Origin of the sequence: Fastidiosipila sanguinis (assembly GCF_002998295.1) — a bacterium.
Classification (GTDB): Bacteria; Bacillota; Clostridia; order Saccharofermentanales; family Fastidiosipilaceae; genus Fastidiosipila; species Fastidiosipila sanguinis.
In genome coordinates this window covers 1,670,578-1,695,945 of record NZ_CP027226.1, presented here as the reverse complement: position 1 = coordinate 1,695,945, position 25,368 = coordinate 1,670,578, and the positions used below count along the sequence as shown (strand labels likewise).

Below are 25,368 nucleotides of genomic sequence, written 5' to 3'. Positions count from 1 at the left end.
GGAAAAAAGTATTATTTAACTTATTTCATATCACTACAAGTTAGTGTTTCGCTTTAATTTCTCACTTTTTATTAAATTGAATATTATATTGAGAAATTAACAAGTGATTGTCTTAACTTGAACAGGAGAAGAATTATGTTAGAAAAGATAAAAACGCATTTGAGTAATTTTATTTCTAAAGCGAAAGAAAAATTAACTCAAGACAAAAATAAATTAGAAAGTGCCTATTTAATTAGAACTGCCAGTTTTGCTGTAGCAATGCTAGCAATCGCAGGTACAGCTTCACTCTTTCAAAATAGTAAATTCACTGAAAGAAACAGCACTTTAAACGCCAGCGAAACAACAATTGAATCAAATCAAAATGATGCTGATTTAGATTCTGAAATAGCACTTTACCTAGACGAAGGTCTCAACCGTAGTAGTGACGAATTATATTCAACAAAGGAAACTAAAGAAACAAGCACAACTACCACAACACAAGCTACTGAAGCAACAACAAGCACAACTACTGCAGCTACAACAACTACAGAAACTACAGCAGCTACTACAGCAACTAAGACTGTTACAGTAGGAAAAGGTGAAGGTTGGTGGCATGTAGGTGAACGTGCAGGTGTAGATTATAGATATCTTGCAGTATTTAATGGCAAACATTGGAACGAAAATGTCTATACCGGACAAGTTCTTAAAGTTCCTACAGCAGAAGAATTAGCAAAGATTGAATTACCGGTAGAAACTGCGGCTCCAACACAAGCTCAGTCAAATACAAATGGCAACGCACCTCAAGCTACACAAGCGCCAGTACAAACAACAGCGCCTGCTACATCAAGTGCAGCTATCTATTCAGTAAATGACTTGATTTTCCACGGTAGAATTAACTGGGGTGGAATGCAATATACTTTCTACTCACAATCAGTTCTTCCAGGTTATGGACTAAATATCCCAGGACGTCATGTTTCTGCTGCTGGATTCGTTTGTGATGCTGATGGTTACATAGTTCTAGCAAGTGACTACTATGCTAAAGGTACAGTAATCAATACACCATTTGGTGCGCCAGGAAGAGTTTATGATGCTTTCGGTACTGGACAACCTGCATGGAGATTTGATGTTTATATTAGATAGTAAAAACGTTTAGCAATTTGTGATTGTTAAACAAAATTCAATAAAAATAATTAAGGAGGAAAAATAATTTTCCTCCTTTTGTTTTCTCTTTGTTTTGCCTATTAATTTCTTTACTATCGTCTTCTATTGTTACTCCCACTGCCACCAGCAACGAAAGCAACACCGGCTATAATAAATAGCAATTTGAAGGCTAAAACGATCAAGCCTATTGCAATACCAATAACTATCATAAGTGTCACTCTCACTACTATCCAAACTTTTCTTCTGTTTGAGTCTGTGCTCTTCCACTCAGCAATAGGATCCAAACTCCTAATCTTGTTCCAAATGTCCCCCATTTTTAACACCTCACTTTGAATCTTTAGCTAAGGTCTATGTTACCTTGCCATAGCTTAATCAAATCAAGTTTCTCTGCTCTAGTAAGTTGCTTAATTTGATACTCACGTGACTGAGCAGTACTTCGATTACTTTGTGGTTCTGTGTATAATAATTTGCACGGCCTACGATTTCTGGTATATTTAGCACCTTTGCCTGAATTATGCGCCTGTAAACGTTTATAAGGATCTCTAGCAACTCCAGTATATAAGGTATTGTCAATACACTTAAGAATATATACCCAGTAGGATGGCTCGTTCTTTTCACTATTTTCTAAATTAGTATCTTTCTCTGTTTCAACTTTTCTCGACATTTTAGCCTTTTTTATGTATTCTAAATATAGAAGGGTGCTTCCGACCACTCCATTAAAGCATTAGTTGCTCGGGGAGGTCGAGTTGATGCCCTTTATTTTCTTTCTATAACATCAACAATAGCTCCATCTTTTATTACTATAAATGCTTGTGCCCCTATAATTCCTCAACAGCGGTAATTTTTGCTACTCCTGCCACCACCTGAAATTTAACATTCTTGCCTTTAAATTCCATGCCATACACTCGTTCTGGATCATCTTGATATGCCGGTCTTGGGTCCTGAGCTAGTATCGAATAAAGTTGATCTAACTCATTTTCGTCAAAAACATCCTCTACAGACTTATCCCAAGTTACTTCAAGTTTGGCCTGAGGTTTATCTGAGGCAAATCCAGATTCAGCTTCCGGAATACTGTCAACATATTTAATATAAGGTTTAATATCCAATATAGGCGTTCCGTCTACAAGGTCTGCCCCAGATATTTCTAATATTGGGCCTTGTTCTTTGTCCCAACGGAACCCTCTTAACTCCACCGGACTCATACCTATCTGATTAGGTCTATTAGGGGACCTACTAGCCCATACACCAATTCTCCTATCACCAGCTAATCTTGGCGGTCTAACAGTTGGTTGAAACTTCTCGCTTTTTTTGTTCTCTGAGAAAACCCAAATCAGCCACAAGTGCGATATTTGCTCTAGACCTTTGAATGCAGATCTATCCCAATATTCTGGGCTAAAGTGAATCTCTCCTGGAATATCTACCAAACGTGACTGTCTAGGTACACCAAACTTCTGGCTTAGGTCGCCTTTGTAATGGCCTATAACATTGAAGTTATAAGATTCTGCTCCACATACAGCTGCACCATCTCCAGATTCTGCTCCACATTCAGTTCCACTCTGTTCTTGGGCATTTGCTTTTTTAAAATCTTCTTTTTTATCCGTCTTATCCATAGCACCTTGAGGAGTTCACTATTTTTTCAAATACTCTTGATACTTCTCTTCGTTATATACAACGTCTAATTCACCAATGAACTTGAATAATCCCTCTTCACCGGCAAAGCCTTTTTTAAACTTATACAAACCGTCACTACTATCATCTGAGAATACACCACCGAAATCGAAGTATTTTTTGCCTATTGAATGTGTCCATTTAATCAGCTCGAAGATCAACAAATCTCCCGCATTGTAGTTACGTTTAACATTAGAGGTTGCAGCATATAAGTAGGCAACTTTTTTACCATAAGGTATTGAAATGGAACCGGCTAAGTAATCTTCCTCATGCTTGATAAAGTACAGTCTGGCATCTGGATATGCTTCTAGTAAGCGTTTGTAGTAGTCTTTGGGTCTATGGTTGATACCTTGACGTTCTGCCATTATTTTAATTAGCTCGTAGAAAATATCTACTTCCTGCTCTGTAACATCTTTGCCCTCATAGTAGATAACATCACAATCCATTTTTAGGCCTTTACGTATACTATTTCTGGTTTTACTCTTGAAGATATTCAAGCCATATTCAGGGTCATCTTCATTCCCTTCAAATTCATGCTTAGCTAAATCCATCATTACATTCCAGCGTGGTTGCACCAGAGCGTGAAGGTCGGTTTCTTTGCTTCTAAAAGTAAATCCTAAATCTCTATACTTCTCTACCAATTCATCATCTTCAAAAACTTCAGGATCCATTCTTAGCAAGAATGCATTGTATTTCTCAGCTAAAGGCTTAGCAGCCTCGACCAATTCTTTTACAGTTTCAATATCATAAAAATCACAGACTGGACCTCTAGGAGCATACATAAACATTGATCCTGGAACAGCTTCTATCATAATTATTGATAAGGCTGCTCTGATCTCACCTTCTGAATCAGTTAAATAAACATACTCGCCATGCCAGTTATTCTTAACATGAGCCCAGGCAGTATCTTGAGTAAATTGAGAATGCTCATTTTTTCTTACAAATTCGTTGTACTTATTAACTTCTTCCAGATTGTTTTGATCTAAAATCATTTACAGCTCCTAATCTAATTTTTTCAATTTAAATTCCTAATCTAAATTTCTAAATATCTTTTCTCTTAAATATAATTGTAGCTGATACTAAAAATATTACAAAATACAAAGCTGCTATTCCTGCACTAAGATATAAGCTCATTCCTGGGACTTGTGCACCTGAAATAAGGTTGTTTTCTAAGTTCATGTGCACGAAAGGTGTGTAGCGTAAGAACTTATAGTTGCCTATAAAAGCTTCTACTATGCTATTCAACAACATATAAATTGCCAGAGATGCTGTAATAGTTCCTGCATTAGATCTTGTAACAACTGCCAATAACAGTACTAAACTCAGTGGCATTATCAGTGATAAAGTTGATAAACCATAGATTATCAAGGTATATGCAAATAGTGGCACTGAGTGACTTTGCCCATCTATAGCAAAAATAAAGGTCTTGCCCAAATCACCCCAACCAAAGAATATAGCGCTAGCAAATAAGTGCAATAGATAGTTACAGACTTGAATAATCACAGCGACAATTACCACTGCTGTGAATTTTGCTAATAGAACAGATACACGGCTACCAGCCTTCATTACTGAGAATTTAATTGATCCATTCTCAAACTCTCCAGCGACCTGTAAACTTAAAATTGAAGCCAAGGCAATAAATATCAAAGTTATATACATTGGTCCATGAGCTAGGTTTGACCAGGCGTTCAAAAAGTTATCGCTCTTATAAAACTTTCCAGTATATTTATCATTTGAGTTTAGGCTCTTGCTTTCTAGAGCTTTCTCTAGCTTTGCTAAATCATCATTCACTCTCTGTTCTTGTAATTCGTTATATTGAGGATTCTTATTTGTACGCATTTCCTCATACATTTTACTTTGGCTGCGTAAATGCTCTAGTACTTGTGCATTTGTCATATTCCCGTATGGACTATTTTGATCCATTGGATTACCTACTGTCACATCGAATCCACCGTCATCGCCATAATGCTTCTCGTTGTACTCTTTGGCCTGTTGCTCCAACCTTGGCAAAAGCACCTCTGTTGAATAATATGTTAACCCTGAAACTGCAAAACTTACTATTACAAGCGCTATTAAAAATACATAAAAAACTTTGCGCTTAAAAATCCTTCTTAACTCAACTCTTGTCGTTCTCCAAAATTGCATCATAGTATTTCTCCACCTTTTTCTTGCATAATCTCAATAAACATATCTTCTAGATTCTTATGTATTGGTTCTACGGAGTAAATCTTAAAATCTGCTTCCATTAGATCTTTTAACAACATATTAATATTATTCAGTTCACAAGCTAGAACCACAGCTTCCTTATCGACTTTGCTTGGGATTTTTCTAGCATCGAAATATTCTTTCAGTCTCTTCTGATCATTTGTTGTAATTTTTACATTATTATCTAATAGCGAGTCTGAAATATCTGATACTTTTTGCTCTGCTACAATCTCTCCTTGGTTAATCATAGCAATACGGTCACAGAGACTCTGCACTTCACTCAAAATATGAGAAGAAACCATTACCGTGATGCCTTCTTGTTCTGCCAAATCTCTCAGCATCTTCCTCAAATCTCTAATTCCTTGTGGGTCTAGACCGTTAAAAGGCTCGTCTAGGATAAGCAAGTTGTTTTTTGCTAGCAACATACAAGCAATACCCAAACGTTGTTTCATACCGAGGGAATATTGCTTAACCTTTTTGTCTAGAGCTTTATCCAAATTCAGCATGTGAGCGACTCTATCAATATCTGCATCCGTAGTACCTGGATACAAAATTGCAACTTGCTTCAAATGCTCTCTCCCACTTAGGAATGGGAAAAGATCAGGATTCTCTACAATCGCTCCAATATTATTCTTAATTTTTATAAAACTATCATCGTAATCTTGACCTTCGTAGTAAATCTTACCGGCGTCTTTTCGATAAAGCCCGGTTATCATTTTGATAGTTGTAGTCTTACCGGCGCCATTAGGCCCTATAAGTCCCAAGACCTCACCCTCATACAGATTTAGGTCTATACCTTTGATAATCTCTCTACCAGAAAGAGATTTCCTAAGTCCTTGAATTTCTAAACGTTTATTGCTCATATGAACCTCACGAAATATCGAAGTTTATTTAAATAAAATTGTTCTTGCTTGGTCATTATTATCGTTTAAGCTGCTAAAACTTAAGCGTTTAATGTGTTTACAAAATATATTTTAGCATATTAAATGTGGTATCCTATTTGCATATAATTAAAAATTTATTATGGAGTTTAATATATGAAATTATTAGAAGAAAAATTGTTAAAAGATGGAGATATAAAGGGTACTGACGTTATAAAGGTTGACTCATTCCTTAACCATAGAGTTGAGCCTGATTTTATCGAAGCTATAGCTGCTGAATTTGCGAATTATTTCTCCAAAAAATCTCCAACTATAGTTCTAACCCTAGAATCTAGTGGTATTCCTATTGCATATAAGACAGCTGAACTACTCGGACTTCCAATGGTTTTTGCTAAAAAATCTGAAAGCTTAAATCTTGACAAAGAAACTTATACAACTGAAGTCTACTCATACACTCGCCAAAATTCTTATAAAGTTAAAGTCAGCAAGAACTACATAAATTCTAGCGATAGAGTTCTGATTATCGATGATTTCTTGGCAAGAGGTAGTGCTAGCCGAGCTCTAATTAATATTTGTAAAGAAGCTGAAGCCGAAATTGCTGGACTGGGATTTGTAATCGAGAAGTTCTACCAAGGTGGTGGCGAAATCCTACGTCTAAATGATTACGACGTATATAGCTTGGCTATTATTGAGAAGATTGATCCTGTTTCCAGACTGGTTTTTATCTCACAAGAAGAAGTTAATTCAATGTACTAGATTGGGTTTGTTGGTTTGTTAGGTTTGTTGGTTGGTTGGCAGATTTTTACCCAGTGAAGTTATTTTGTTTTGCTGAACTCGGCATAAATTTCAGTTAGCATAATCTTAGGTTGCTTAAAAATGTTTTTGCAATTGCTTTTATAAACTTAATTTAGTACAATACTTGCATTGCCTTATTAGCTCAGGAGGTAGAGCGCATCCTTGGTAAGGATGAGGTCGCCGGTTCAACTCCGGCATAAGGCTCCATATTTAAAGCCCGTAACTACCGAGCGTTGCGGGCTTTTTGTTTTTCTGCTGGTTGGAGTAAAATCGTCAAAAGTACTGCAAAAGTACTGCAATACATTTTAATATTTTTTCGCCAAAATTTTATTTTGTTCAGCTCGTGAATTTTGCCAAAAATATCCCCTAAATTTACTAAATATCCTGGTCCTAAGGTTACTAAGTTCCTCGTTAACCTTGCACTTTTTGTTCCTTATATATAATATTTATAAATGGAGACCAGTTTCGTACCCTTATGTATCTTTGATACGGTGCTATAGTTGGTCTCTTTTTATTATGTTTATAGTTTCATTATTTTTAGAATTATATATACATCAAGCTTTCTCATAACATCAAGATAAATTAATGATAATTGATTAAAGATTTCACTTCCGTTGATTATCTGGTATAAAAAAGCCTCTCATTAAGAGTGGCTCTAAAACTGATGGCTGGTGTGCAAATCCCAACATCTCTTCTGACCTATAGCTCCGGCACTTAGCTATTAACTGCAAATCTCCCAATCCTCTATTTCTAGACGAAGGGAAAGCCCTTCACCAGGTGTGTAGACCGCACGATCTCCACTTCATTAGTTTATTTAAGTATGAACTATGGATTTTCATGAAGCAATAAAGTTCAAGTAAGGCAGGACTATTTACTCATGAATCTTTTAGTCCATAAGCAAGGTTTGACATAATAAATGCACCTTTTAAAGACTTGTTCAGGTCTATGTTTCGAAGTCATAAAGTTGCGAAACCCCTTGTTGACTTTCTTTCATAAAAAAAAGCGACCTTTTACAGTCGCTTTAAATTTCTGCTAAATGCATAATCTTTCTAAAACATTTAGATACTCTTTAAATTTTTCATGTATTTCAATTGGTGCATTTTCATCAATGTACTCTTTATCACTTTGAATATCGTATTTCAAATATGGTTCAAGTTCTTTTAATAACTCTCTTTTTCTTTCAACATCTTCGTCATTTACCATTATCATCATAATCTGTCATCTCCTTGATGATGTTAATTAGATTTTCATCTTTCAATTGTTTTTTGTTTTCTTCTATTCTTGCACTTTTTCTTGCTATTTGATATTACTTTAGAGTGGTAGGTGGAGCAAGAACACCTACCGTGCTGGAGCTTTTGAGCTTTGTTATTTATTTAGCAGAGCTCTTATTTCTTTAACTGCTTCTTCCTTAGTCTCAGACTTTTCAATAATTTCAATTATCATTTCAAGTACTGTTCTAAATTGTTCGTTAGTCATCCCTTCCATAAGTTGCTCCTTTCTGGTAATACCACTTTTTTGTTTGTTAGACAGCACCACTCTTTTACTGTCATTTCTTCTACCTCTCTACCTCTTTTACAATTGTTTCTTTAGTACAAATGCCATATCTTTAAGTTCTCATCATTATCTTCAAATCTTTGTTTAAACGATTTACCTTCTAACATGAAGGAATCTAGAAACACATCTAAAGGTGTATCAAGTGGCATAGTAAAAATAGGATCTCCAGTATTATCATAAGATTTTCTAACAGATAATCCTGGACCGTCATAGTCAATAGAATAACCTTCGCCTTTATACTCAATTGTCATAGCTCTACTACGACTGTAATATTCGTAAACTTCTTCAACCCATTTCTTATGTTTGTCTACAGCCTCAATATTTTCGTTGTGTTTGCCTTCCATTTTTTAAGCCTCTCTCCCATTCTGGTTCTTCATTATTTAACCTAAAACTCGATATTCACTTACTATAATTCTTTCAGGCTTCTCTTTAACACTCTCAGAGTAACTAATTTCTAATTTATCTCCTACTTGAATCTTGTCTATATTTTGTTCACCGAAATCCAAATTCACCTTATGTAGAAAAACATCTTTCTCATGAGCATAGATTATTCCTTTATCCTTATAATCAATATTTTCTACTTCTACGTAAATAATTTCAGATTTACTCACAGATACGCTGCTATCTGAAGCAATAGTTGTCTGTTTAGTATTTGATAGAGCATTACAAGATGCTAAAGATAATACTAACAATACCGTTAAAAGAGTTGTATAAATAGTTTTTTTCATAAAACACCTCCAATTTATACTTCGCCTTAATTTATCTACCATTTGCCACCTTTTCCTGCCTTAAATCTTTTGCCACAGTTAAGACAGGTTACATGGATTTTGCGAGCTCCTATATTCCCACCAACTAGTCCAAGTGCACTGCCAGTAAGGCTTGCTCCTATTACAGCTTTGCCTATACCAAAACCTTTCTTCTGAGCAGATAGTGAAGTTGATTTACAGCGAGGGCAATATGGAATTTTGTCATGCTTTAACTGTTTAAGTCTTTCTTTTTGGTATGCCTTTTCTATTGCTTTATTTTCAGCTCTTATCCTTTGTTGTTCTTCAACTTGCCTTCTTAATCTCTCAAAAAAGCTTGGTTCTTTTGGAAGGTTAGGTGTTTGAGACGACAGCTCAGAACTTGGATCTGGAAAATCTTTGAAGTTGCTCTGGTTAACTGAAGTAAAGTTTCCCTTTTGAAATTTTTGTCTTAAGTTTGATTGTACTGATGACTCTGGAGTTGATTTTGAACGTGCAAACTTGGTTTTTATAAATTTATTCAATTTTATAACGCCAAAAACAATTGGCATAGCTACGCCACTAAGGCCTACTAAAGGAGCATAAGGTGATTCTCCCATGGCTACCCCAATAGAAATTAATAAAACTGAGCATATCAACACATGCCACCATTTTATATTTATATTTTTATTATTATTTTCATTATAGTCGGACATTTTAATCCTCCCTTAGAATGTTATTTGTATATTAACCCCACGCTTTCATTACTTTGTCTTCAAGCTTTCCGTCTCTAAGCATTTTATAAATTACATGCTTGGCTCTACTAGCATCAGGTGCAAAATCTCCAAACTCAGTATCGTATCCAGATAATTTTTCAATATCTATCTGTTCATTGCTTACAATTTTTAGTATTCCATATTCTTTATCAGTAACAGTATAATATTTGTACCTTTTCTCATCTATTCGTTCAACTATTATATTCATACTATTTTCTAACCACCTAAAAGTCTTATTACGTTTTGATTTTCTATTCTGAAAGGACTCCCTCATGAATAAATCTTTATCAATAATAATTTCACTAAGTCTCATTATTGAACATTAATAATTAGAAAAGCAATAAGGTAAAGTTGCAGGGCTGCCTTCCTGCATCACCTTCATGGGTATGGATGCACTCTCCACCTAAATTTACCTTATTAATAATCATATTATACTTTTACAAATATTTATGAAACGATATTTCTATGCTAGTAAAGATCTATAAAAAATATCCCCTAGTTTTCACTAAGGGATACGCATATATTCTCTCTAAATAACTAAATTATATACTTTATGATTCTGCTATTTTTTCTCTTCTCACTTTTATTAATTCCTCAAGCTCTTGCATCTCTTCTTCCGTTGCATGATGTCTTATAAAAGTTTTTGCAGCACTTTTATATCTTGAGTGTCTTGCTTTTTCTGGATTATTTTTGTCCCAATTTCTAGAAGCCCTTACTTGTGCATCACTTGTTTTCTTTTCTTTGCTCATAAAATTACCTCAACTATAAAATTATAATTACGAAATTATATAAATTATTTATATATACACATATTATAAAAGATTCTAAATATCCTCAATATTTTCAAGCAACTGCTTGCGTTTCTCTTGTATTAAAGTTTCAAGTTCATCTAAATCTTCTAGTTTGGCTCTATTTTTTATAAAGCTTCTAGCTGTTGATCTAGTACTTAAATAATTTCTATGCTCTTTATTCTTTTCATTCCAACGCTTATCAGCTTCACGATTATAAACTGCTTTTCTTTTTTTCTCTTCCATGTTGTTTGTCCTTTCTGGATTTATTAATTATTAAAACTAATACGATTAGTGATAAAACTATCCTCATTGTTCTTTAACTTAAGATGTGGTAAATTATTTACAAGGTAGCTAGAGATTTTACCCTCTAGCCAAGTTTTAAACAATAGCTTTGATTAGTTCTATTATTGCTGTAGCTAAAGTTAATATTATCGTTATTAATTCTAGTACTTGCTTGAACTTTTCAAAGCTTTTTTGTTTTATTATTAGTTCGATTTTCTTCAAAAATTCAAACCAGTGATTCAACTAGCACAGAAATAACTCAAACAGTACTAGTCATCAACCTCAGTCCATCCACAAACATTCTCACACAAACACAACTCTCTCTACCCTTGGAACTGTGAATCGTAGAGGTTCTTGTAGATACCTTCGTCCTTCTCAAGCAATTCGTCATGGGTACCTTGCTCTTGGATTTTTCCAGCATTAATAACTAGAATTTCATCAGCATTTTGGATAGTTGACAGACGGTGGGCAATAACAAATGAAGTTCGTCCTTCAATAAGTCTGTTCATTGCATCTTGAATCTGAAGCTCTGTCTTACTATCAACGTTAGAAGTTGCTTCGTCTAAAATCAGCATTGGCGCATCTAATAGCATTGCACGAGCAATGGTTAGCAATTGTTTCTGCCCTTGTGATAAGTTGGAAGCACTATCACTGACAACGCTGTCGTACTTCTCGGCTTGCTCTTCAATGAATCCACTAATGTGGGCTGCCTCCGCAACTGCTTCAATTTTTTCCATATCGACATCGCTTTCACCATAAGCGATATTTTCTTTAATCGTTCCTGAGAACAACCAAGTGTCTTGCAAGACCATGGCAAAAGCTCTTCGCAAGCTCTTACGTGTTATATCTTTGATATTTATATCGTCTACTAAGATTTCTCCTTCTTGTGGGTCATAGAAACGCATCAATAAGTTGACTATAGTTGTTTTACCCGCACCTGTTGGTCCTACTATAGCGGTCAAGCTACCTGCTTCGGCTACGAAATTAACGTTCTCCAATACAGGCACTCCAGGTATATAAGAGAAGCTTACATTTCTAAACTCGACTTTGCCCTTAACGTCTGTCAACTCTATGGCATCTGGTTTATCTTCTGGTTCTGAATCCTCGTCCAACAAGGTGAAAACTCTCTCTGCAGCTGAGGCGGCGGACTGTAGATCTTGGAATATCATAGCAATCTGGTTGATCGGCTCACTGAAACTACGTGAATACAATACAAATGCACTCAAACTACCAATTGTAAATTGCCCATCTAGAACGGCTAAAGACCCAAACAGTGATACCAAGGCCAATGCAATATTACTCATAAATGAAACAGATGGTCCATTGAATGCACCCTGGTAATCTGCTCTATAGTAAGCATCAATACTACTGTTGTTTACCTCATCAAAATTATCGATAAAGAACTGCTCTTTGCCATAGGCGCTGATAGTTTTTTGGCCGGATAAAGTTTCTTCGACATAGGCATTCATTCTACCTAACTCCTTGGAACGCAACCTAAATAGAGGGCGAGTGACCATACGTCTGTAAATTGTAAATCCAATGATAATTGGCAGTAAAATTACGAAAATAATACTTAACTGAGGGCTCATTCTAAGCATCATAATAAAGGAACCTACAACAGTTATAAAACTACCAAGGATACGCATTATATCGAAGCTTAGAGCCTGTGAAACTAGACCCAAGTCATAGGAAATTCTAGAGACTAGGTCACCTGCTTGGTGAGTGTCTATATATGACAATGGTAATTCAACAATTTTGTTGAAGGTGTCTTGACGCATCTTACCAATTGTTCTCTGAACAGTTCTTATTAAGACTTTGGAAAAGATGATACTAGTAAGAGCACTTAAAATATAGATTAACATCATGGTTCCTGTGAATTTCAAGACGGCTGACATATCTACATCAGAAGGCTTAATGCCGATTGCATCTATGGCCAAACCACTTAGACGTGGGCCGAAGACTTGCAAGATATTAGTCACAATAATAAGTAGGAACGCTAGCAAATAGCCCTTCCATGCTCCTGACACATATCTACCTAATCCTGTGAAGACTTTGCCATAATCCTTAGGTTTGTTGTCTCTATTTCTTTCCGGAGGTGTAAGCAGTGGCTCTGTAGCTGGCTTAATCTCTATATCATCCTTTGGTTTAAACATTGATTTTATTTTATTAAACATTTCGTACTCCTCTCAATTAGGACGGTTAATTATGAATTATGGAAAAACTCTATTGAGTCAAAATCTGCCCCAGCAGAACCTAGTTGCATATCAGCTACTTCTTTATATAATTCACAATTTTCTAGTAATTCTTCGTGTGTTCCTTGATCGAGAATTTTTCCACCTTGTAAAACTAATATATTTTGTGCATGCATAATGGAGCTAATTCTTTGGGCAATAATAAATGCTGTTGTTTCTGCATAGTTTTCGCTCAAAGCTTTACGTAATCTAGCATCTGTTGCGAAGTCCAGGGCACTAGATGAGTCGTCTAACACTAATATCTCAGGATTACCTGAAAGTGCTCTACTCAAGAGAACTCTCTGCTGTTGACCACCTGACAAGTTTGTACCACGAGCAACTAGCTTGAATTTGAGTCCACCTTTATCCTCGATGAAATCGTTAGCTTGGGCATAGTTTGTAGTTTCAGCTAATTCTGCATTTGTAATATCTCTACCGAATTTAATGTTGTTCTCGAGCGTACCACTAAAGATAAAGTCATTCTGTAGGACTAAACCAAACATTTCGTGCATTAACTCTCTGGATATTCTCTTAATGTTTATACCTCGGATGAAAATCTCTCCTTCTTGAGGATCATACATTCTTGTAAGAAGCTTGATTATTGTACTCTTACCTGAACCGGTTGCTCCTATAATTCCTAGGGTGTCTCCTGGATATACTTTGAAAGAAATATTGTACAAGTCAGCATACTTAGCTTTCTCCTCAGCAGTATCTGCTTCTTTGTACTGTTCATAATTCTCTTCATCGTAAACGAAAGTTACATTTCTAAACTCAACATCAGGTACTCCTGGAGTCGCTGCTGGTAAGGTCTTAACTGCTTCACCTTGTATGATTTGGCTATCGTCAATAGGAAGATTCATAACTTCACTAATTCTATCCCCAGAGGTCTTAGCACGTGTACCTATATTAATCATACGGTTCATAGCCATGAATGAGTGTGCGATCTGTAAAAAGTAACTCAAGAAAGCAGTAATAATACCGGCTTCGACTGTACCCTGACTTGCTAAGTAAGCACCTAAGATAATAATTAAAGCTTGTCCTGTGAAAATAATGACATTTATGCTTGGGAACAATTTAATCATGAGATCTGTAACTTCTATCTCGGCATCAATAACGTCTTGGTTACGCTCTGCGAATCGTCCTTGCTCATATTCTGTTTTGTCCAAGGCTTTTGAAACTCTAATACCACGGATATTTTCTCTAATAACTTGGACCATGTCATCCACTTTTGTCTGAACATTTCTAAACATTGGGAAAGCCTTCGAGAAAACAAGTTTAATCAATAAGAAAATTGGTGGAACCATAACGAATAGGATAAGAGATAGTCGCCATTCTAGGAAGAAACATATAGCAATTCCTCCTAAGAATAGAAGGACGGAACGAATACCCATTCTCAGAGATACACCAAAAAAGTTATGTATATTATAAGTATCTGTTGTTAATCTAGTTTCTAAGGAAGATATACTCAAACTATCTATTTGCTTGGCAGAAAGATTAATTGCTCTTGAATATAGGTCGTGTCTAACTTCTCTAACAATTCTGGAAGAAGTATATGCAGCCATTCTGTTTGCTACGATATTGGTTAACCAAGCCAGAAATGCTAGCACTATCATTATTATTCCCCAATAGACAATCCCGGATCTATCTCCACTAATAACCAATTCATTAATCATAAATGCCAAAATCGCTGGCAATAAAATTTCAAATATAGTAGCTAAAGTCTTTATAATCGCATTGACTATTATTCTTCTCTTATAGGGTTTGGCATATTCAAGTAACATTAAATTTCCTACACTTTCTTATTTTTAATTTATTCTTATATATTTTGTTTAATCTAATTTGTATTCACTATTTTTATTTCGTATCGATTCTGAAGCTATATTGCTTATTTTCTGTAGAGCTTGGGTAATCACTTCAGCCTCTTCTTCTGTAAGATCTCGCAAGAGTAAGTTATTCCAATCTTCTAAATAATCGATAATTTCTTCATAAATCACTTTAGCTTTTTCACTTGGATAAAGCCTCTTCTTTCGTTGATCCTCTGGGTCAAGCTCTCGAATAATAAAACCTGATTTCTCCAATTGAGATACGTGACGGGCAACGGTGCTTTTGTTGACTAACAGCAACTTACTTAAATCTTCCTGACTTAGTCCTGGTCTCCAAACTACCTGCATAATATAACTTGTCTGACACCCAGATATACCCTTGTCCTGGAAGTGTAAATCTCTATCTAGCATTGAAGCTCTATACATTCTGTTAAAATATTTTTGTATCTTTTCCACTCTACACCTTTTGCTAATAAAGTTCCGTTCAGTAACACCAACATGCAAAAAATTCCGCTATTTTCAGCAATATTGCTAAAAACAGATAATTGTATATCTTAGCTAAAATTAGTTGCACGCGCAACTAACTTTTTATTATATAGCAATGAGAATTTAATTTAATAGCATTTGAGCTATAATATGGTTAAGAAAAAGATTCTATGTGAGTTTGTTATCGGCAAACTTTTGTTAGTTAATTCTACGAAGTCTTGTGGTGCAAACTCCATTCAGGAAGGTCAGAGACATGAAAGAATTCACAGCATATTGCCCAAACGCACAGATACCATTTTTAACAGCCAAGCATCTTAAACAATTCGATAGACTAAACCTAGCCTTTGTCGTTCTAAAAGATGGCAAACTATCTTTCGACAATCTCAATAACATCTCTCATCTACCAAGAATACGTGAAGCGAATCCAAATCTAAAAGTCTTAATGAGTGTCGGTGGCGCAGGCGCTGCAGGTTTCTCCAGCATGGCTATGACTTCTGCAGGTCGAGAAGATTTTGCGAAACAATGTCTCAATAACTGTATAGAATATGGACTAGATGGCATGGACCTCGACTGGGAGTTCCCAGGCTCAGTGTATGAAGGGATGGACTCCAGCCCAAAGGATAAAGAAAATTTTACCCATCTACTTAGAACAATTAGAGAGACCTTTGATAAGTATGAGAAAACTAGTTCCAAACATCTCGAATTGACAATTGCAGCTGGTGTCGGACAGTGGTTCATCGACCAGACTGAAGTCCCTGAATTTACTAAGTATCTAGACCATGTATTCTTGATGACCTATGATCTGCGCGGTTTCGGTCAAGAAGAAACTGGACATCACACTACTCTATACACCAAAGAAAATGATATCTATCGTATGAGCGCAGACTCTGGTATACAAGCGTGGCTAGACCTTGGCGTTCCTGCAGAGAAGATTCATATAGGTGCCGGTTTCTACAGTCATATGTGGACCAATGTTAACCAGGATAATAATGGACTTCTACAAGTTGGTGAAGGCGGAGGTGGCTTCGGACCTAATTACGATGAGCTTCGTTATGAATATGTTAATAAGAATGGCTATGTAAGATATTGGGATGACGAAGCTAAAGTACCTTGGTTATTCGATGGTAGTACCTTTATCTCTTATGATGATGCTGAATCCGTTATTTACAAATGCGAATATGCCAAAGAACATGATCTTGGTGGACTCTTCTTCTGGCGCTATTTGGATGATCCTGATAATGAGTTAATTGATGCAATTGAGGAAAATTTGAATTAGGAGAAATGGACTGAGTAAATAGACAATCAGCTAATCAGCAAATCCGTAGTCCAACAAGTAAGAATAAAACTAAGCCCTCCGCCTATGAGTGTGAGAGCTTAATCAATAATCTCTACAGTTACGTAGTTTCCGTCTCCTAAATCATTATTTTTCAGGGAGAGTGTATAAGTCTTGAGCTGGTTATTGTATCGTCCTTCAATAACTTTTTCGTTTACTCTAAACTTCCTTCTTGGGACCCCTTCTTTTCTATAACTAACAGCTAATCTTTTGCCTGCATAATTAATCTTAAATTCCCAGGAGTCAAACGGGCAATATGCTGCAGGCTGGAAAATTATACCTGAGTACTCAAAACGCAGACCAAAAACATAGTGAATCAATATCTTCATAACCATGTTGGAGCTACCAGTTTGCCAGTCATGCATTGACTCACCATCTATACCTAAACTCTCATTTAAAGAGTATGAATTAGCCATTACGAATGGAGAGGTCGTTAAATTATCATGGGTAATAGGCAAAATCTTATACAAGTTCTCCCAAGCTTTCTCAGACTCACCCATTCTAAACAGTGCTGCAATACCAAAGGTTGTTCCATGAACATATATAGAACCATTTTCGGCAGTACCTTCAATAAGCTTATGAATCCTACCAACACCTTTGGTTCCTGCTTTAAACGGAGGTACAAAGGTTCTCATACCGTATTTGCTATCTAAGTTTTCAAAAGCAGCTTTTACAGACTTGGTAATATCTATATCATTCTCCAAATAAATATCACTAAGTATCCAGAAAGCATTAGCCACCAAGCTATTTCTAGATTTATTATCTACATCATGGAAACTTCCTACTAAATACTCTCTTCCGTCTCCCCAGCCATGAATTACTCGAGGATCTCCTAGCTCATTTCGCACAACTGCATACTTCTCAATCCCAGCTTGCAATTTTGATCTCACTTCTGAATAATTAGTAATTTTTTCTTGGTCATATTTAATTAGTTCTAGTAACTCAATCACTTCTCCGAGCATTTTATAAAACTGCAAACTTGCCATGACGGATACACCGTTTCCATACGCAGATTTATCAGATTTTGAAACTCCTAGACCATCTAGAGCATCGACCCAGTCACCATAAAGAGCCTTCAGGCAATTGGTATCTTCATCAATATTAGCTACTAAATAATCTATTATCTTGATCACGTGTTCTAAGGCTGAGTCTCTTAGTTTACTTCTTCTAACTACTCCTGCACGTCCATCAGTTATTTCGTAGTATCCACATTTTTCGTCCAAAATTGACATATCACGGGTGAATTTCAGGTAGGTGATAATTGTATTAACTATCCAAATACCCTGATCTATAAAAGGCCTTAAGTCCATTCTTGGCATATCCTCTTCACTCAGCGGCAATGAGTATTGTCTAGGCGCTCTTCCACTAGGGTCTAAAAAGTTTAAACCTTCAAGAATTTTCTCCCGTGCCAGATCTGGTCTAGCGAACAAAAATGCTTCAATAGCTTGGAAAACATCTCTAACACCAATCAAAGAGTTTGGAGCAAGCTGAGCATAACCATTAATAGTCGCACAAAACTCTACCTGCTTCTTCAGGTACCTAAAGAAATTAGAGAATGTGTCACCATTAATGTTAACATTGCTCTTGTAAGAAAAATCAGCTTCGAGCCTTTTGCTTAGTTCGTCATACTCACTTTTCTTGTAATGTAGCATTTCATCAAATCTGAATTCACCTGATTTATACAAATCTGTATATGACTCAGGTCTTGTAGAGTAAATTTTATAGTTAAAGAGGAAGTCTAACCTTAATTCAGATTTTCCTGTTGTCTCCAAATGGATAATTTCACCAGCTATTCCAGAATCTGTAAAAGCTGTACTGTGAACATCTTTGGGGAATTTACCTGAGATAATGGACTGAGATTCTCCTATGGAAGCATTCTCGCTACCAGTGAAGTTTTTGCGTGAAGTTGTCGCTTCTACACTCTTTATCTCAATATCTTTCATCTTAATACTCTGGTTCAAAACTCCAAAGTTATCGACAGATAGATATCTAGATAAGTCCTCATTAATTCTAAATATGAAACGACCCAAAGGAGAATTCTCCTGATCAAGATTAAACCTAGATGTTTTAAACCATCTTGTCTCATTATTCTCACTTGGTATGTGACTTAGATGTGGGTTAAAGTACCAGGCTAAATAAATATTCTTCTTGTTTCTATATTTTTTCTTAAGCAAAACACTAAAATTCAGCTCATTATTTTCACTATTAAAAGCAACTACTGTAAAGATGAAGTCCGGTGTCTCGGTAATGTAGTATGTTGAAATCTCGTCAAAAACAGTGTAACGAGTTACTCTTGAAATTTTGCTCTCATCAATGGTTGGAACTTTCAAAAGGGAAAGTGGTATATATTTGTCTTTATTCTTAAAGCCTGCGAAAAATGCTATCTTAGGTTCTTCACCCTCAGAAGCACGCAAGAATGGAGAGAATAAACCATCGTTGGCATGCATGTAGCCAGAATCATAAGTCCAAAAGTTGAAGCCATCTTCACCATATTGGAACCTACTTACTCCAATATTTCTATCAAGGCACATGACACTACCATCATTAAGGAAGAAAACATTGCCTGGTAATTCATTATCTAATTTCTTCCCAGGCTGAAGTTTCTTCGCTTCCTCAATGATCTTATATTCTTGTATAAAATAGTCTACACGTTCTTTTATAAAAGACATTATCCCTCACCAATGATTATGTTTTTCAATGATTCCTTCATCAATAATTAGCTTTTTACAATTATAATTTTTTCAACAACTCTAAGTTTTTGTTAATTGTATCAGCTCCTGGATTAGCATAAAGTTGATCTTTACTATTAGAGCTGATTTTGTGCAAGAATGCTTGCTCATGTAACTTTTCAGCTTCTGCCTTTTTCTCAGAATTATTATTTAAAATTGCTTCTGCATAAAAAATTCCAGCTTTTGCTTTATCCTCAAGAGCATTCAACCATTGTTCCATCTCTTCATAGAGATTAACGTTGCTCTTATTATTTCTATACTCTTCAATACTATCTAATACTTTATTATATTCTTTTATTATTAACGGTAATACGGAGTTCTTATCTTCTCCAGCTTCCAATTGCTTATGTAAGGCTTTTATTGCTTCGGACTCTTTGGCATCGTGAGTTGCTGCAGGTTCTTCTTGTGAAGATAGATGTTTACAGATCTCATGCAATGCTGCAGGAGCACCCACATCTATATATTTGAAGCTCTCTTCCCAAGATGTTTCCGCATCAAATGCCTCCGCATTCCAGTTGTAGTCTAGAGTTGCAAATAGTGAAACCTTCGATGCTTCTGCTTGTTCCATAGGGTTTGTCAAGACACCAGTAATTTGAGTTTTACCTGTTTGGAAAATCTCACCAGGTCCCATAAACAATCTTCTTAAAGTCTTGTGGTCAATGTCGTTGACAGGCCAGTTCATCCAGAATAATGGAGCACGTCTTCTACCCTCAACATCTACAGCTTTGGTCATATAGCCGTCCATTGCTTCTTGAGAAACAGTTCCACAAACTATTAATCCTGTGTAGAAGATTTCTATATCTTTGTCAAAATGTTCGTGATAGTAATTCAATTCACTACCATCTTTGAATGCCCACTCATCCAAGCAGTATGCTTCTGGGCAGAAGAATAGAGGGGCTACATCGCCTTTTTCTTTGCGCCACTTGTTTAGGTTGTTCATTAAGTAGACAACTGTGTCAAAGTCCAATCCACCTACGTCATCACCCAAAACTCCGAATCCTCTAACTCCAACTTCATATAGGGTCTCAAATTTGTTTATTAATTTCTCTAAGCCCTCTTCTTTGTTATCTGCTTTTATCTGATTGTCATTTACAACAAAAGGTGAAATTGTCCAGTAGTAAGTGATAGCCTTTTGCTCAGCAAATTTAGCCAATTCAGCAATTTCTTCCAACTCAGCTTCTGGATATGGTTCCCACCACTTATCCCTATGATATGGATCATCTTTTGGTGCAAAAGCAAATACATTACCCTTGAAGTAGGATGTGAAGTCTAAAATTTCTTTACGCTTAGCATTTCCAAATGGAATACCATAATATCCCTCAATCATTCCACGGAATGGATATGTCGCAAAATCATGAATATTCAGAGTCAGAATTTCATTCTTACTTTGTTCCAGAACATGATAAAGAGTTGTCAAAGCATAAAAAATAGCTCTTTCGTCTTTTGCCTTAATACTCCATTTACCTGCTTCTATTGCTAATTCATATTCATCAATGGCGTTAAACTTTTCTTCAAGTTCTATACAGATTACAGTTTCTGCATCTTCCATAATCTGAATATTATGTAGACTAAGACCTTCTTCTAATCTATGTAAATTTGCCGAACTTAATTCAGGTTTTGCTTCCACAGAAATAGACTCTGGCATAGATATACTGTCGCCTGTGTAATTGATTTCGTGTACAAGTGGATAAATTTTGTATGACATATTCCCTCCTAAAAAGAAGCCCATCAACTATTTTTATTCTAGATGATGGGCCTTGATTTTCTATACAACTATTATATTAATAGTTTACGTAAAAATACTAGTTTTTACTAATATTTTTCTTCATGTTTTGTTTTTACTACATATGTAACTGCAACAGCTAAAGCTATAAATAGCAACCATACTATGACATCTGCACTTGCACCTGTCTTAGATGGTGCATTGGTCTTGTCAGTATTTTTGTCTTTTGTGCCTTCGCTCTCAGTATTACTTGCTTCTGTACTTATGCTAGGTTCTGTACTTTCACTTGTATCAGAAACAAAGTAGTAAGGTGAGAAACTATCTGCTGCAAATGTTACTCGTTGTCCGTCAAGAGCTAATACTTGAATATCTTCGTATTTTCCTGACTCAAATTCATGTTTGATAGTTAAATCATTGCCGACCTTTTCTTGCAATGTTATAGAGATAGTTATTGCTGTATTTACCTTCTCTACTAGTTTACCATTAGGGTCGTATAATTTGATATCGTAACCTTCATTATTCAAGCTTGGCTGATCTATTTCAGAAATTACAAGTTTATAACCTCTTAGACCATCAGCTTTTGCTGTAACATTAAGCTTCTTAGCTAAGTCATTTTGAACTACTTCTAGAGGTGGTAACATTTCTGGCTCTTCTTCATTTAGATCATATTTGACCCATTCTTCTAACCACCAATTTCTATCTTTAGCATAGTCTTGACTATCTCTTTGATCATAATTTGCTAGTGTAAATGTACCCCACCAGAATAGACCTGATCCATAAACATTAGCTCCTTGATCTATAGCGTCACGTAGACCTTTGGCCGCAGCTAAAATGTTCTCATATTCATGTAAGTGATAATACACTCTTCCAGAATCTGCATCTGGCCAACCTGGAGTTCCTGGATAGAATTTATCGTCATATGCTGGCATTGTTGGTGCTAGCTGTACATTAGGATTCTCAGATGCTGCAATAGCTTCAGAGTATCTCAAAACATTTTCTTTCCAGAATTCAGTAAATTCTTCTGCTGAATACACTATACCTTCATCATCACCTGATACATCGTATAGCATTGGGTTAATCATATCTACATACTTAGCAATTTCTGAAATATTCTCGTTTGGTAAGTACTTAGCTAGTGCTGTTGTAGCGATTGAGATATGAACATCTGCACCAGCTGCAGCACGTAACTTGTTTAAGTATTGAATTAGTCTTGGATGATTTCTAACATTGAATGGTTCTATATCAACTTGAATACCATCGAAGTCATATTCTTTATATATTCTTACTGCTTCTTCTACCATTCTATCGATAGTTTCATCAGATATTTCTATGGTCTGTCTTGCGTTGGCATTAATAGTACCCATGATCTTCATTTCAGGGGCTAGTTCTCTACTTCTCTTCATCCAGTATCTAACTAAAGCATCTTTCTCTGGACTTTGTGGTAAATCACCATTTATATCATGGACACCCATATCAACAAATTGCATGTTGATTGCATAATCTTGTAGCTGATTGATAAAGTCTTTCATGACTTCATCATTTAGTTCACGTTTCCAATTCATTTCTTCAACATCAAGATATGCGAAGTTATTGGTATTTTTGTATGAGCTTCTGTCTTTAGCTGGATTTGGATATTCTGTTAAATCAGCCCAGTCATTATCGAAGCCTCTTAGCCACTCATCTCCATCATTCTTGAATTGAGTAATTTTGACCCAATCTATTTCCATTGTTCCTGAATCAAAGTTTGGTTCACCTGCCCATCCTTGTGGGAACCATAGACCCAACCAGAATCTACCGGCAGCTGATGGAATTCTCTCTGTTGCTGTATGTACATGTTTTCCATCAAGGTAGAATTCTACTCTTGGGTTATCTTTTTCTGTATACCAATCAAATCTATATGTATGCCAGCCTTCAGCAACACCTTCAGCTGTACCTAATTCTTTTGGACTATCAACGATATATGAGTTTGGTACTTGGTCATCTATCCAAGTATTTGCCATGATTTGATTTACGTATTGTTTACCAGCAACAGTACCTGGAGCCTCCCAGTCGATCTCGTCATTTCTTTCGCCATTATTAAAGAAGGTCCAGAATGCATTAACTACACCTAATTCATCTAATAATCTTGCACGAACTTCGTAACTTCCTGAAGCGAAGTGGTCTTTGGTTGCTATGACACCACCTAAACGTTTACCGCTATCAGATTGGACAATTCTGCCTTCTTTGTTACGTTTGAAACCCTTTTGCTCACCTTCATAGAGGTCACCGTTTGCTTTAATTTTCAAAATACCATTTTCAACTGTAATATTTTCTGGTGAAACACCATTATTTCCGTATCCCCAAACTGTTTTACCTATTAACCATTTTGATGGATCTACTCCATTCTCGAAGTCATCGAAAAATACGCCTTCTGTTTTGTTGATTGGATTAATGAAGTTTGGATTATCTGCTCCGTTTGGATTATCTTTTTCTGTAACATTTACTAGAGAGAAGCCATCAAATACAGCTTTACCTGAACCATCTTTCCAGATATAGACCTGATAACTTTCAGACTCTTTTTCTACGGTAAAAGTAGCTTCAAATTTGCTAAATTCTGTTGTTGAGAATTCACCTACTCTTAAACGTGTCTTAACTGTTTTACCATTAACTTTGTCCACACCTTCTATACCAAAGTAAACAACATCACCTTCTTCGAGTACTAGACCGTGAGCAATAAATTTATATGTTTTGCCTGCTTGTAAATTAAGGTTTTGTCCAATACCGTTATCTCCACTAATTAAAATTGCATTTTCACCTTCGAATACTGGGTCGTGAGTTATTGCATGCTCATTTAGATTTTCCCAGCCATCCCATGCAACTAATCCATCTTCAAAACCTGGGTTCTTAATTAGTTCAATATTAGTACGGTCGTCTGATATAGCGACTAATTCGAAATTATCGAAGTAAGCGTATGACTCTTGTCCTTGAGGAGAAGAGTTCTTGTATGTATATAGCTGTAAAGCTTTTGTTCCTGGGACAGTAGTGAATTCTATAGATTTCTCAGTCCATTCAGTCGAAGTAAATAGACTACCAGATTTACCACCTGCTATCCTCTTCATATTCTCATCTAGACAGTCAACACCAAAATATCCAGTTTCAGTTTCATGACTTACTTTACCTGTAACTTTGAGTGTGAATTTAATATTCTCAGGAATATTTAAAATGTACTGAGATCTTCCACCTTCGCCTGGTCCAGTTACTATTGATTTACTTCCTTCATAACCTTCTTCAGTAATAAAAGTCTGTCCTATGTTGCCACTGTCAACGTCTAAGTCATTATCCCAGCCTTCAATTTCTGCAGCTTCTCCAGGACCATTATTATTATAACTTAATTCGAATTCAGGGTTCTTGGCTAAGTTTTTGCCTAATTCAACTTCTGTTGCATTTTTTTCTGGTTCTGTTGGTGTTTCAGGTTCTGTAGGAGTTTCTGGTTCTGTTGGCTTATCATATAAATCTTCTACATTGATATGTTCAACAGCTCCACCTTTATCTTTTGGATATCCCTCTACTTCTCCTTCTAGACTATAAATTTTTATATAATCATAGAATGCGAAATCTTCACCTGGATTTTTGTAGATAGAAATTTGTACATCAATAGCATCAGCTGGTATTTCTACAGGTACTTCAACCTCTTCATATTCATGGCTAGTAAAACTATGTATACGAACTCTGTCCTTACTTCCATCAGCTTTAAAATACTCAATTTGCAAAATACCAGGTTCTACAGTTTCTTTTTCTCCGACTCTAGCTCTTGCACTAACGATAATATTTCTTGATCCAGAATATTTCTCCATATAAATACCTGCACCACCGTCATTGCCTAGGGCGATTACATCTTCGCCATTATCGTTAACGTATTTTAAATTTCCCCAATCGTCCCAAGCAGAATTTAATCTTGTGCTCATGTCATCTTGGGAAATAATAAACTCTTGTCCAGCCTCTTGGGCATCCTCTTGAGCATCCTCTTGAGCAGCCTCTTGAGCAGCCTCTTGGGCATCCTCTTGAGCAGCCTCTTGGGCATCCTCTTGAGCAGCTTCTTGCCCAGCCTCCGCTTCTTCAGCAGATAGCTTATGCATGCTGATTGGGCTTGCAAAAAGACCGACAATCAAACTCAACACTAAAGTTAATGACAAAATATTTAATGTCTTACGTCTATGCTTCTTCATATAAACCTCCAAGTTTAAAGACGT

General features: G+C 36.0%; 22 protein-coding genes and 1 tRNA gene. 4 read left to right on the top strand and 19 right to left on the bottom strand.

Annotated features, from left to right (window positions below; all coding sequences use genetic code 11):
• Positions 1 to 135: 135 nt before the first annotated feature.
• Complete coding sequence (locus C5Q98_RS07325; protein ID WP_106012977.1) at positions 136 to 1,119, top strand: type IV pilus assembly protein FimV; 984 nt, start codon at positions 136 to 138, stop codon at positions 1,117 to 1,119.
• Between the two features lie 113 nt (positions 1,120 to 1,232).
• Here the strand turns inward: C5Q98_RS07325 and C5Q98_RS07320 are convergent, their stop codons facing one another.
• From C5Q98_RS07320 to C5Q98_RS07295, 6 genes are all read right to left on the bottom strand, one after another.
• Complete coding sequence (locus tag C5Q98_RS07320; protein WP_106012976.1) at positions 1,233 to 1,454, bottom strand: hypothetical protein; 222 nt, start codon at positions 1,452 to 1,454, stop codon at positions 1,233 to 1,235.
• A gap of 23 nt (positions 1,455 to 1,477) precedes the next feature.
• Positions 1,478 to 1,804 carry a GIY-YIG nuclease family protein gene (locus tag C5Q98_RS07315; protein WP_106012975.1) on the bottom strand — a complete coding sequence of 109 codons (327 nt, stop codon included), beginning with the start codon at positions 1,802 to 1,804 and terminating at the stop codon, positions 1,478 to 1,480.
• Positions 1,805 to 1,958: 154 nt separating this feature from the next.
• Positions 1,959 to 2,750: a tRNA (N6-threonylcarbamoyladenosine(37)-N6)-methyltransferase TrmO gene (gene tsaA, locus C5Q98_RS07310; RefSeq protein ID WP_106012974.1), complete on the bottom strand. Its 792-nt coding sequence runs from the start codon at positions 2,748 to 2,750 to the stop codon at positions 1,959 to 1,961.
• Positions 2,751 to 2,768: 18 nt separating this feature from the next.
• Complete coding sequence (locus C5Q98_RS07305; RefSeq protein WP_106012973.1) at positions 2,769 to 3,800, bottom strand: lipid II:glycine glycyltransferase FemX; 1,032 nt, start codon at positions 3,798 to 3,800, stop codon at positions 2,769 to 2,771.
• Between the two features lie 49 nt (positions 3,801 to 3,849).
• Positions 3,850 to 4,956, bottom strand: a complete 1,107-nt coding sequence (locus tag C5Q98_RS07300) for an ABC transporter permease subunit (RefSeq protein WP_106012972.1) — start codon at positions 4,954 to 4,956, stop codon at positions 3,850 to 3,852.
• Positions 4,953 to 5,876: an ABC transporter ATP-binding protein gene (locus C5Q98_RS07295; protein ID WP_106012971.1), complete on the bottom strand. Its 924-nt coding sequence runs from the start codon at positions 5,874 to 5,876 to the stop codon at positions 4,953 to 4,955. The genes C5Q98_RS07300 and C5Q98_RS07295 overlap by 4 nt, the downstream gene beginning before the upstream one ends.
• Positions 5,877 to 6,050: 174 nt before the next feature.
• Here C5Q98_RS07295 and C5Q98_RS07290 point away from each other — a divergent pair, with 174 nt between their 5' ends.
• Positions 6,051 to 6,650 (top strand): xanthine phosphoribosyltransferase, encoded by a 600-nt coding sequence (locus C5Q98_RS07290; RefSeq protein ID WP_106012970.1) that lies wholly within the window; start codon positions 6,051 to 6,053, stop codon positions 6,648 to 6,650.
• A gap of 170 nt (positions 6,651 to 6,820) precedes the next feature.
• Positions 6,821 to 6,896, top strand: a tRNA-Thr gene (locus tag C5Q98_RS07285).
• A gap of 825 nt (positions 6,897 to 7,721) precedes the next feature.
• On the opposite strand, the gene C5Q98_RS07280 is transcribed toward C5Q98_RS07285, so the two are convergent.
• From C5Q98_RS07280 to C5Q98_RS07235, 10 genes are all read right to left on the bottom strand, one after another.
• Positions 7,722 to 7,901 carry a hypothetical protein gene (locus C5Q98_RS07280; RefSeq protein ID WP_106012969.1) on the bottom strand — a complete coding sequence of 60 codons (180 nt, stop codon included), beginning with the start codon at positions 7,899 to 7,901 and terminating at the stop codon, positions 7,722 to 7,724.
• A gap of 374 nt (positions 7,902 to 8,275) precedes the next feature.
• Positions 8,276 to 8,587, bottom strand: a complete 312-nt coding sequence (locus C5Q98_RS07275) for a hypothetical protein (RefSeq protein WP_106012968.1) — start codon at positions 8,585 to 8,587, stop codon at positions 8,276 to 8,278.
• 36 nt (positions 8,588 to 8,623) lie between these two features.
• Positions 8,624 to 8,971 carry a hypothetical protein gene (locus C5Q98_RS07270; protein WP_106012967.1) on the bottom strand — a complete coding sequence of 116 codons (348 nt, stop codon included), beginning with the start codon at positions 8,969 to 8,971 and terminating at the stop codon, positions 8,624 to 8,626.
• 35 nt (positions 8,972 to 9,006) lie between these two features.
• On the bottom strand, positions 9,007 to 9,681 hold the full coding sequence (locus C5Q98_RS07265) for a hypothetical protein (protein WP_106012966.1): 675 nt from the start codon (positions 9,679 to 9,681) through the stop codon (positions 9,007 to 9,009).
• Positions 9,682 to 9,712: 31 nt separating this feature from the next.
• Entirely contained in the window at positions 9,713 to 10,054 is a 342-nt protein-coding gene (locus tag C5Q98_RS07260) for a hypothetical protein (RefSeq protein ID WP_158695744.1), read from the bottom strand.
• A gap of 238 nt (positions 10,055 to 10,292) precedes the next feature.
• Positions 10,293 to 10,490, bottom strand: a complete 198-nt coding sequence (locus C5Q98_RS07255) for a hypothetical protein (protein WP_106012964.1) — start codon at positions 10,488 to 10,490, stop codon at positions 10,293 to 10,295.
• Positions 10,491 to 10,565: 75 nt separating this feature from the next.
• A complete protein-coding gene (locus C5Q98_RS07250) occupies positions 10,566 to 10,775 on the bottom strand; it encodes a hypothetical protein (RefSeq protein ID WP_106012963.1) in 210 nt (69 codons plus the stop codon).
• 362 nt (positions 10,776 to 11,137) lie between these two features.
• Positions 11,138 to 12,988, bottom strand: coding sequence for an ABC transporter ATP-binding protein (locus tag C5Q98_RS07245; RefSeq protein ID WP_205728430.1), 1,851 nt, complete (start codon positions 12,986 to 12,988; stop codon positions 11,138 to 11,140).
• A gap of 29 nt (positions 12,989 to 13,017) precedes the next feature.
• Complete coding sequence (locus tag C5Q98_RS07240) at positions 13,018 to 14,826, bottom strand: ABC transporter ATP-binding protein (RefSeq protein WP_106012962.1); 1,809 nt, start codon at positions 14,824 to 14,826, stop codon at positions 13,018 to 13,020.
• A gap of 48 nt (positions 14,827 to 14,874) precedes the next feature.
• On the bottom strand, positions 14,875 to 15,324 hold the full coding sequence (locus C5Q98_RS07235; RefSeq protein WP_106012961.1) for a MarR family winged helix-turn-helix transcriptional regulator: 450 nt from the start codon (positions 15,322 to 15,324) through the stop codon (positions 14,875 to 14,877).
• A gap of 283 nt (positions 15,325 to 15,607) precedes the next feature.
• On the opposite strand from C5Q98_RS07235, the gene C5Q98_RS07230 reads away from it, so the two are divergent.
• Positions 15,608 to 16,630 carry a glycoside hydrolase family 18 protein gene (locus C5Q98_RS07230; protein ID WP_106012960.1) on the top strand — a complete coding sequence of 341 codons (1,023 nt, stop codon included), beginning with the start codon at positions 15,608 to 15,610 and terminating at the stop codon, positions 16,628 to 16,630.
• A 98-nt stretch (positions 16,631 to 16,728) separates the two neighbouring features.
• On the opposite strand, the gene C5Q98_RS07225 is transcribed toward C5Q98_RS07230, so the two are convergent.
• The 3 genes from C5Q98_RS07225 to C5Q98_RS07215 form a co-directional block, all read right to left on the bottom strand.
• The gene (locus C5Q98_RS07225; RefSeq protein ID WP_106012959.1) at positions 16,729 to 19,356 is read right to left on the bottom strand and encodes a GH36-type glycosyl hydrolase domain-containing protein; all 2,628 of its coding nucleotides are present in this window, start codon (positions 19,354 to 19,356) and stop codon (positions 16,729 to 16,731) included.
• A gap of 61 nt (positions 19,357 to 19,417) precedes the next feature.
• Positions 19,418 to 21,121, bottom strand: a complete 1,704-nt coding sequence (locus tag C5Q98_RS07220) for a beta-N-acetylglucosaminidase domain-containing protein (RefSeq protein WP_158695743.1) — start codon at positions 21,119 to 21,121, stop codon at positions 19,418 to 19,420.
• Positions 21,122 to 21,228: 107 nt separating this feature from the next.
• Positions 21,229 to 25,344: a family 16 glycosylhydrolase gene (locus C5Q98_RS07215; protein ID WP_106012957.1), complete on the bottom strand. Its 4,116-nt coding sequence runs from the start codon at positions 25,342 to 25,344 to the stop codon at positions 21,229 to 21,231.
• Positions 25,345 to 25,368: the final 24 nt, after the last annotated feature.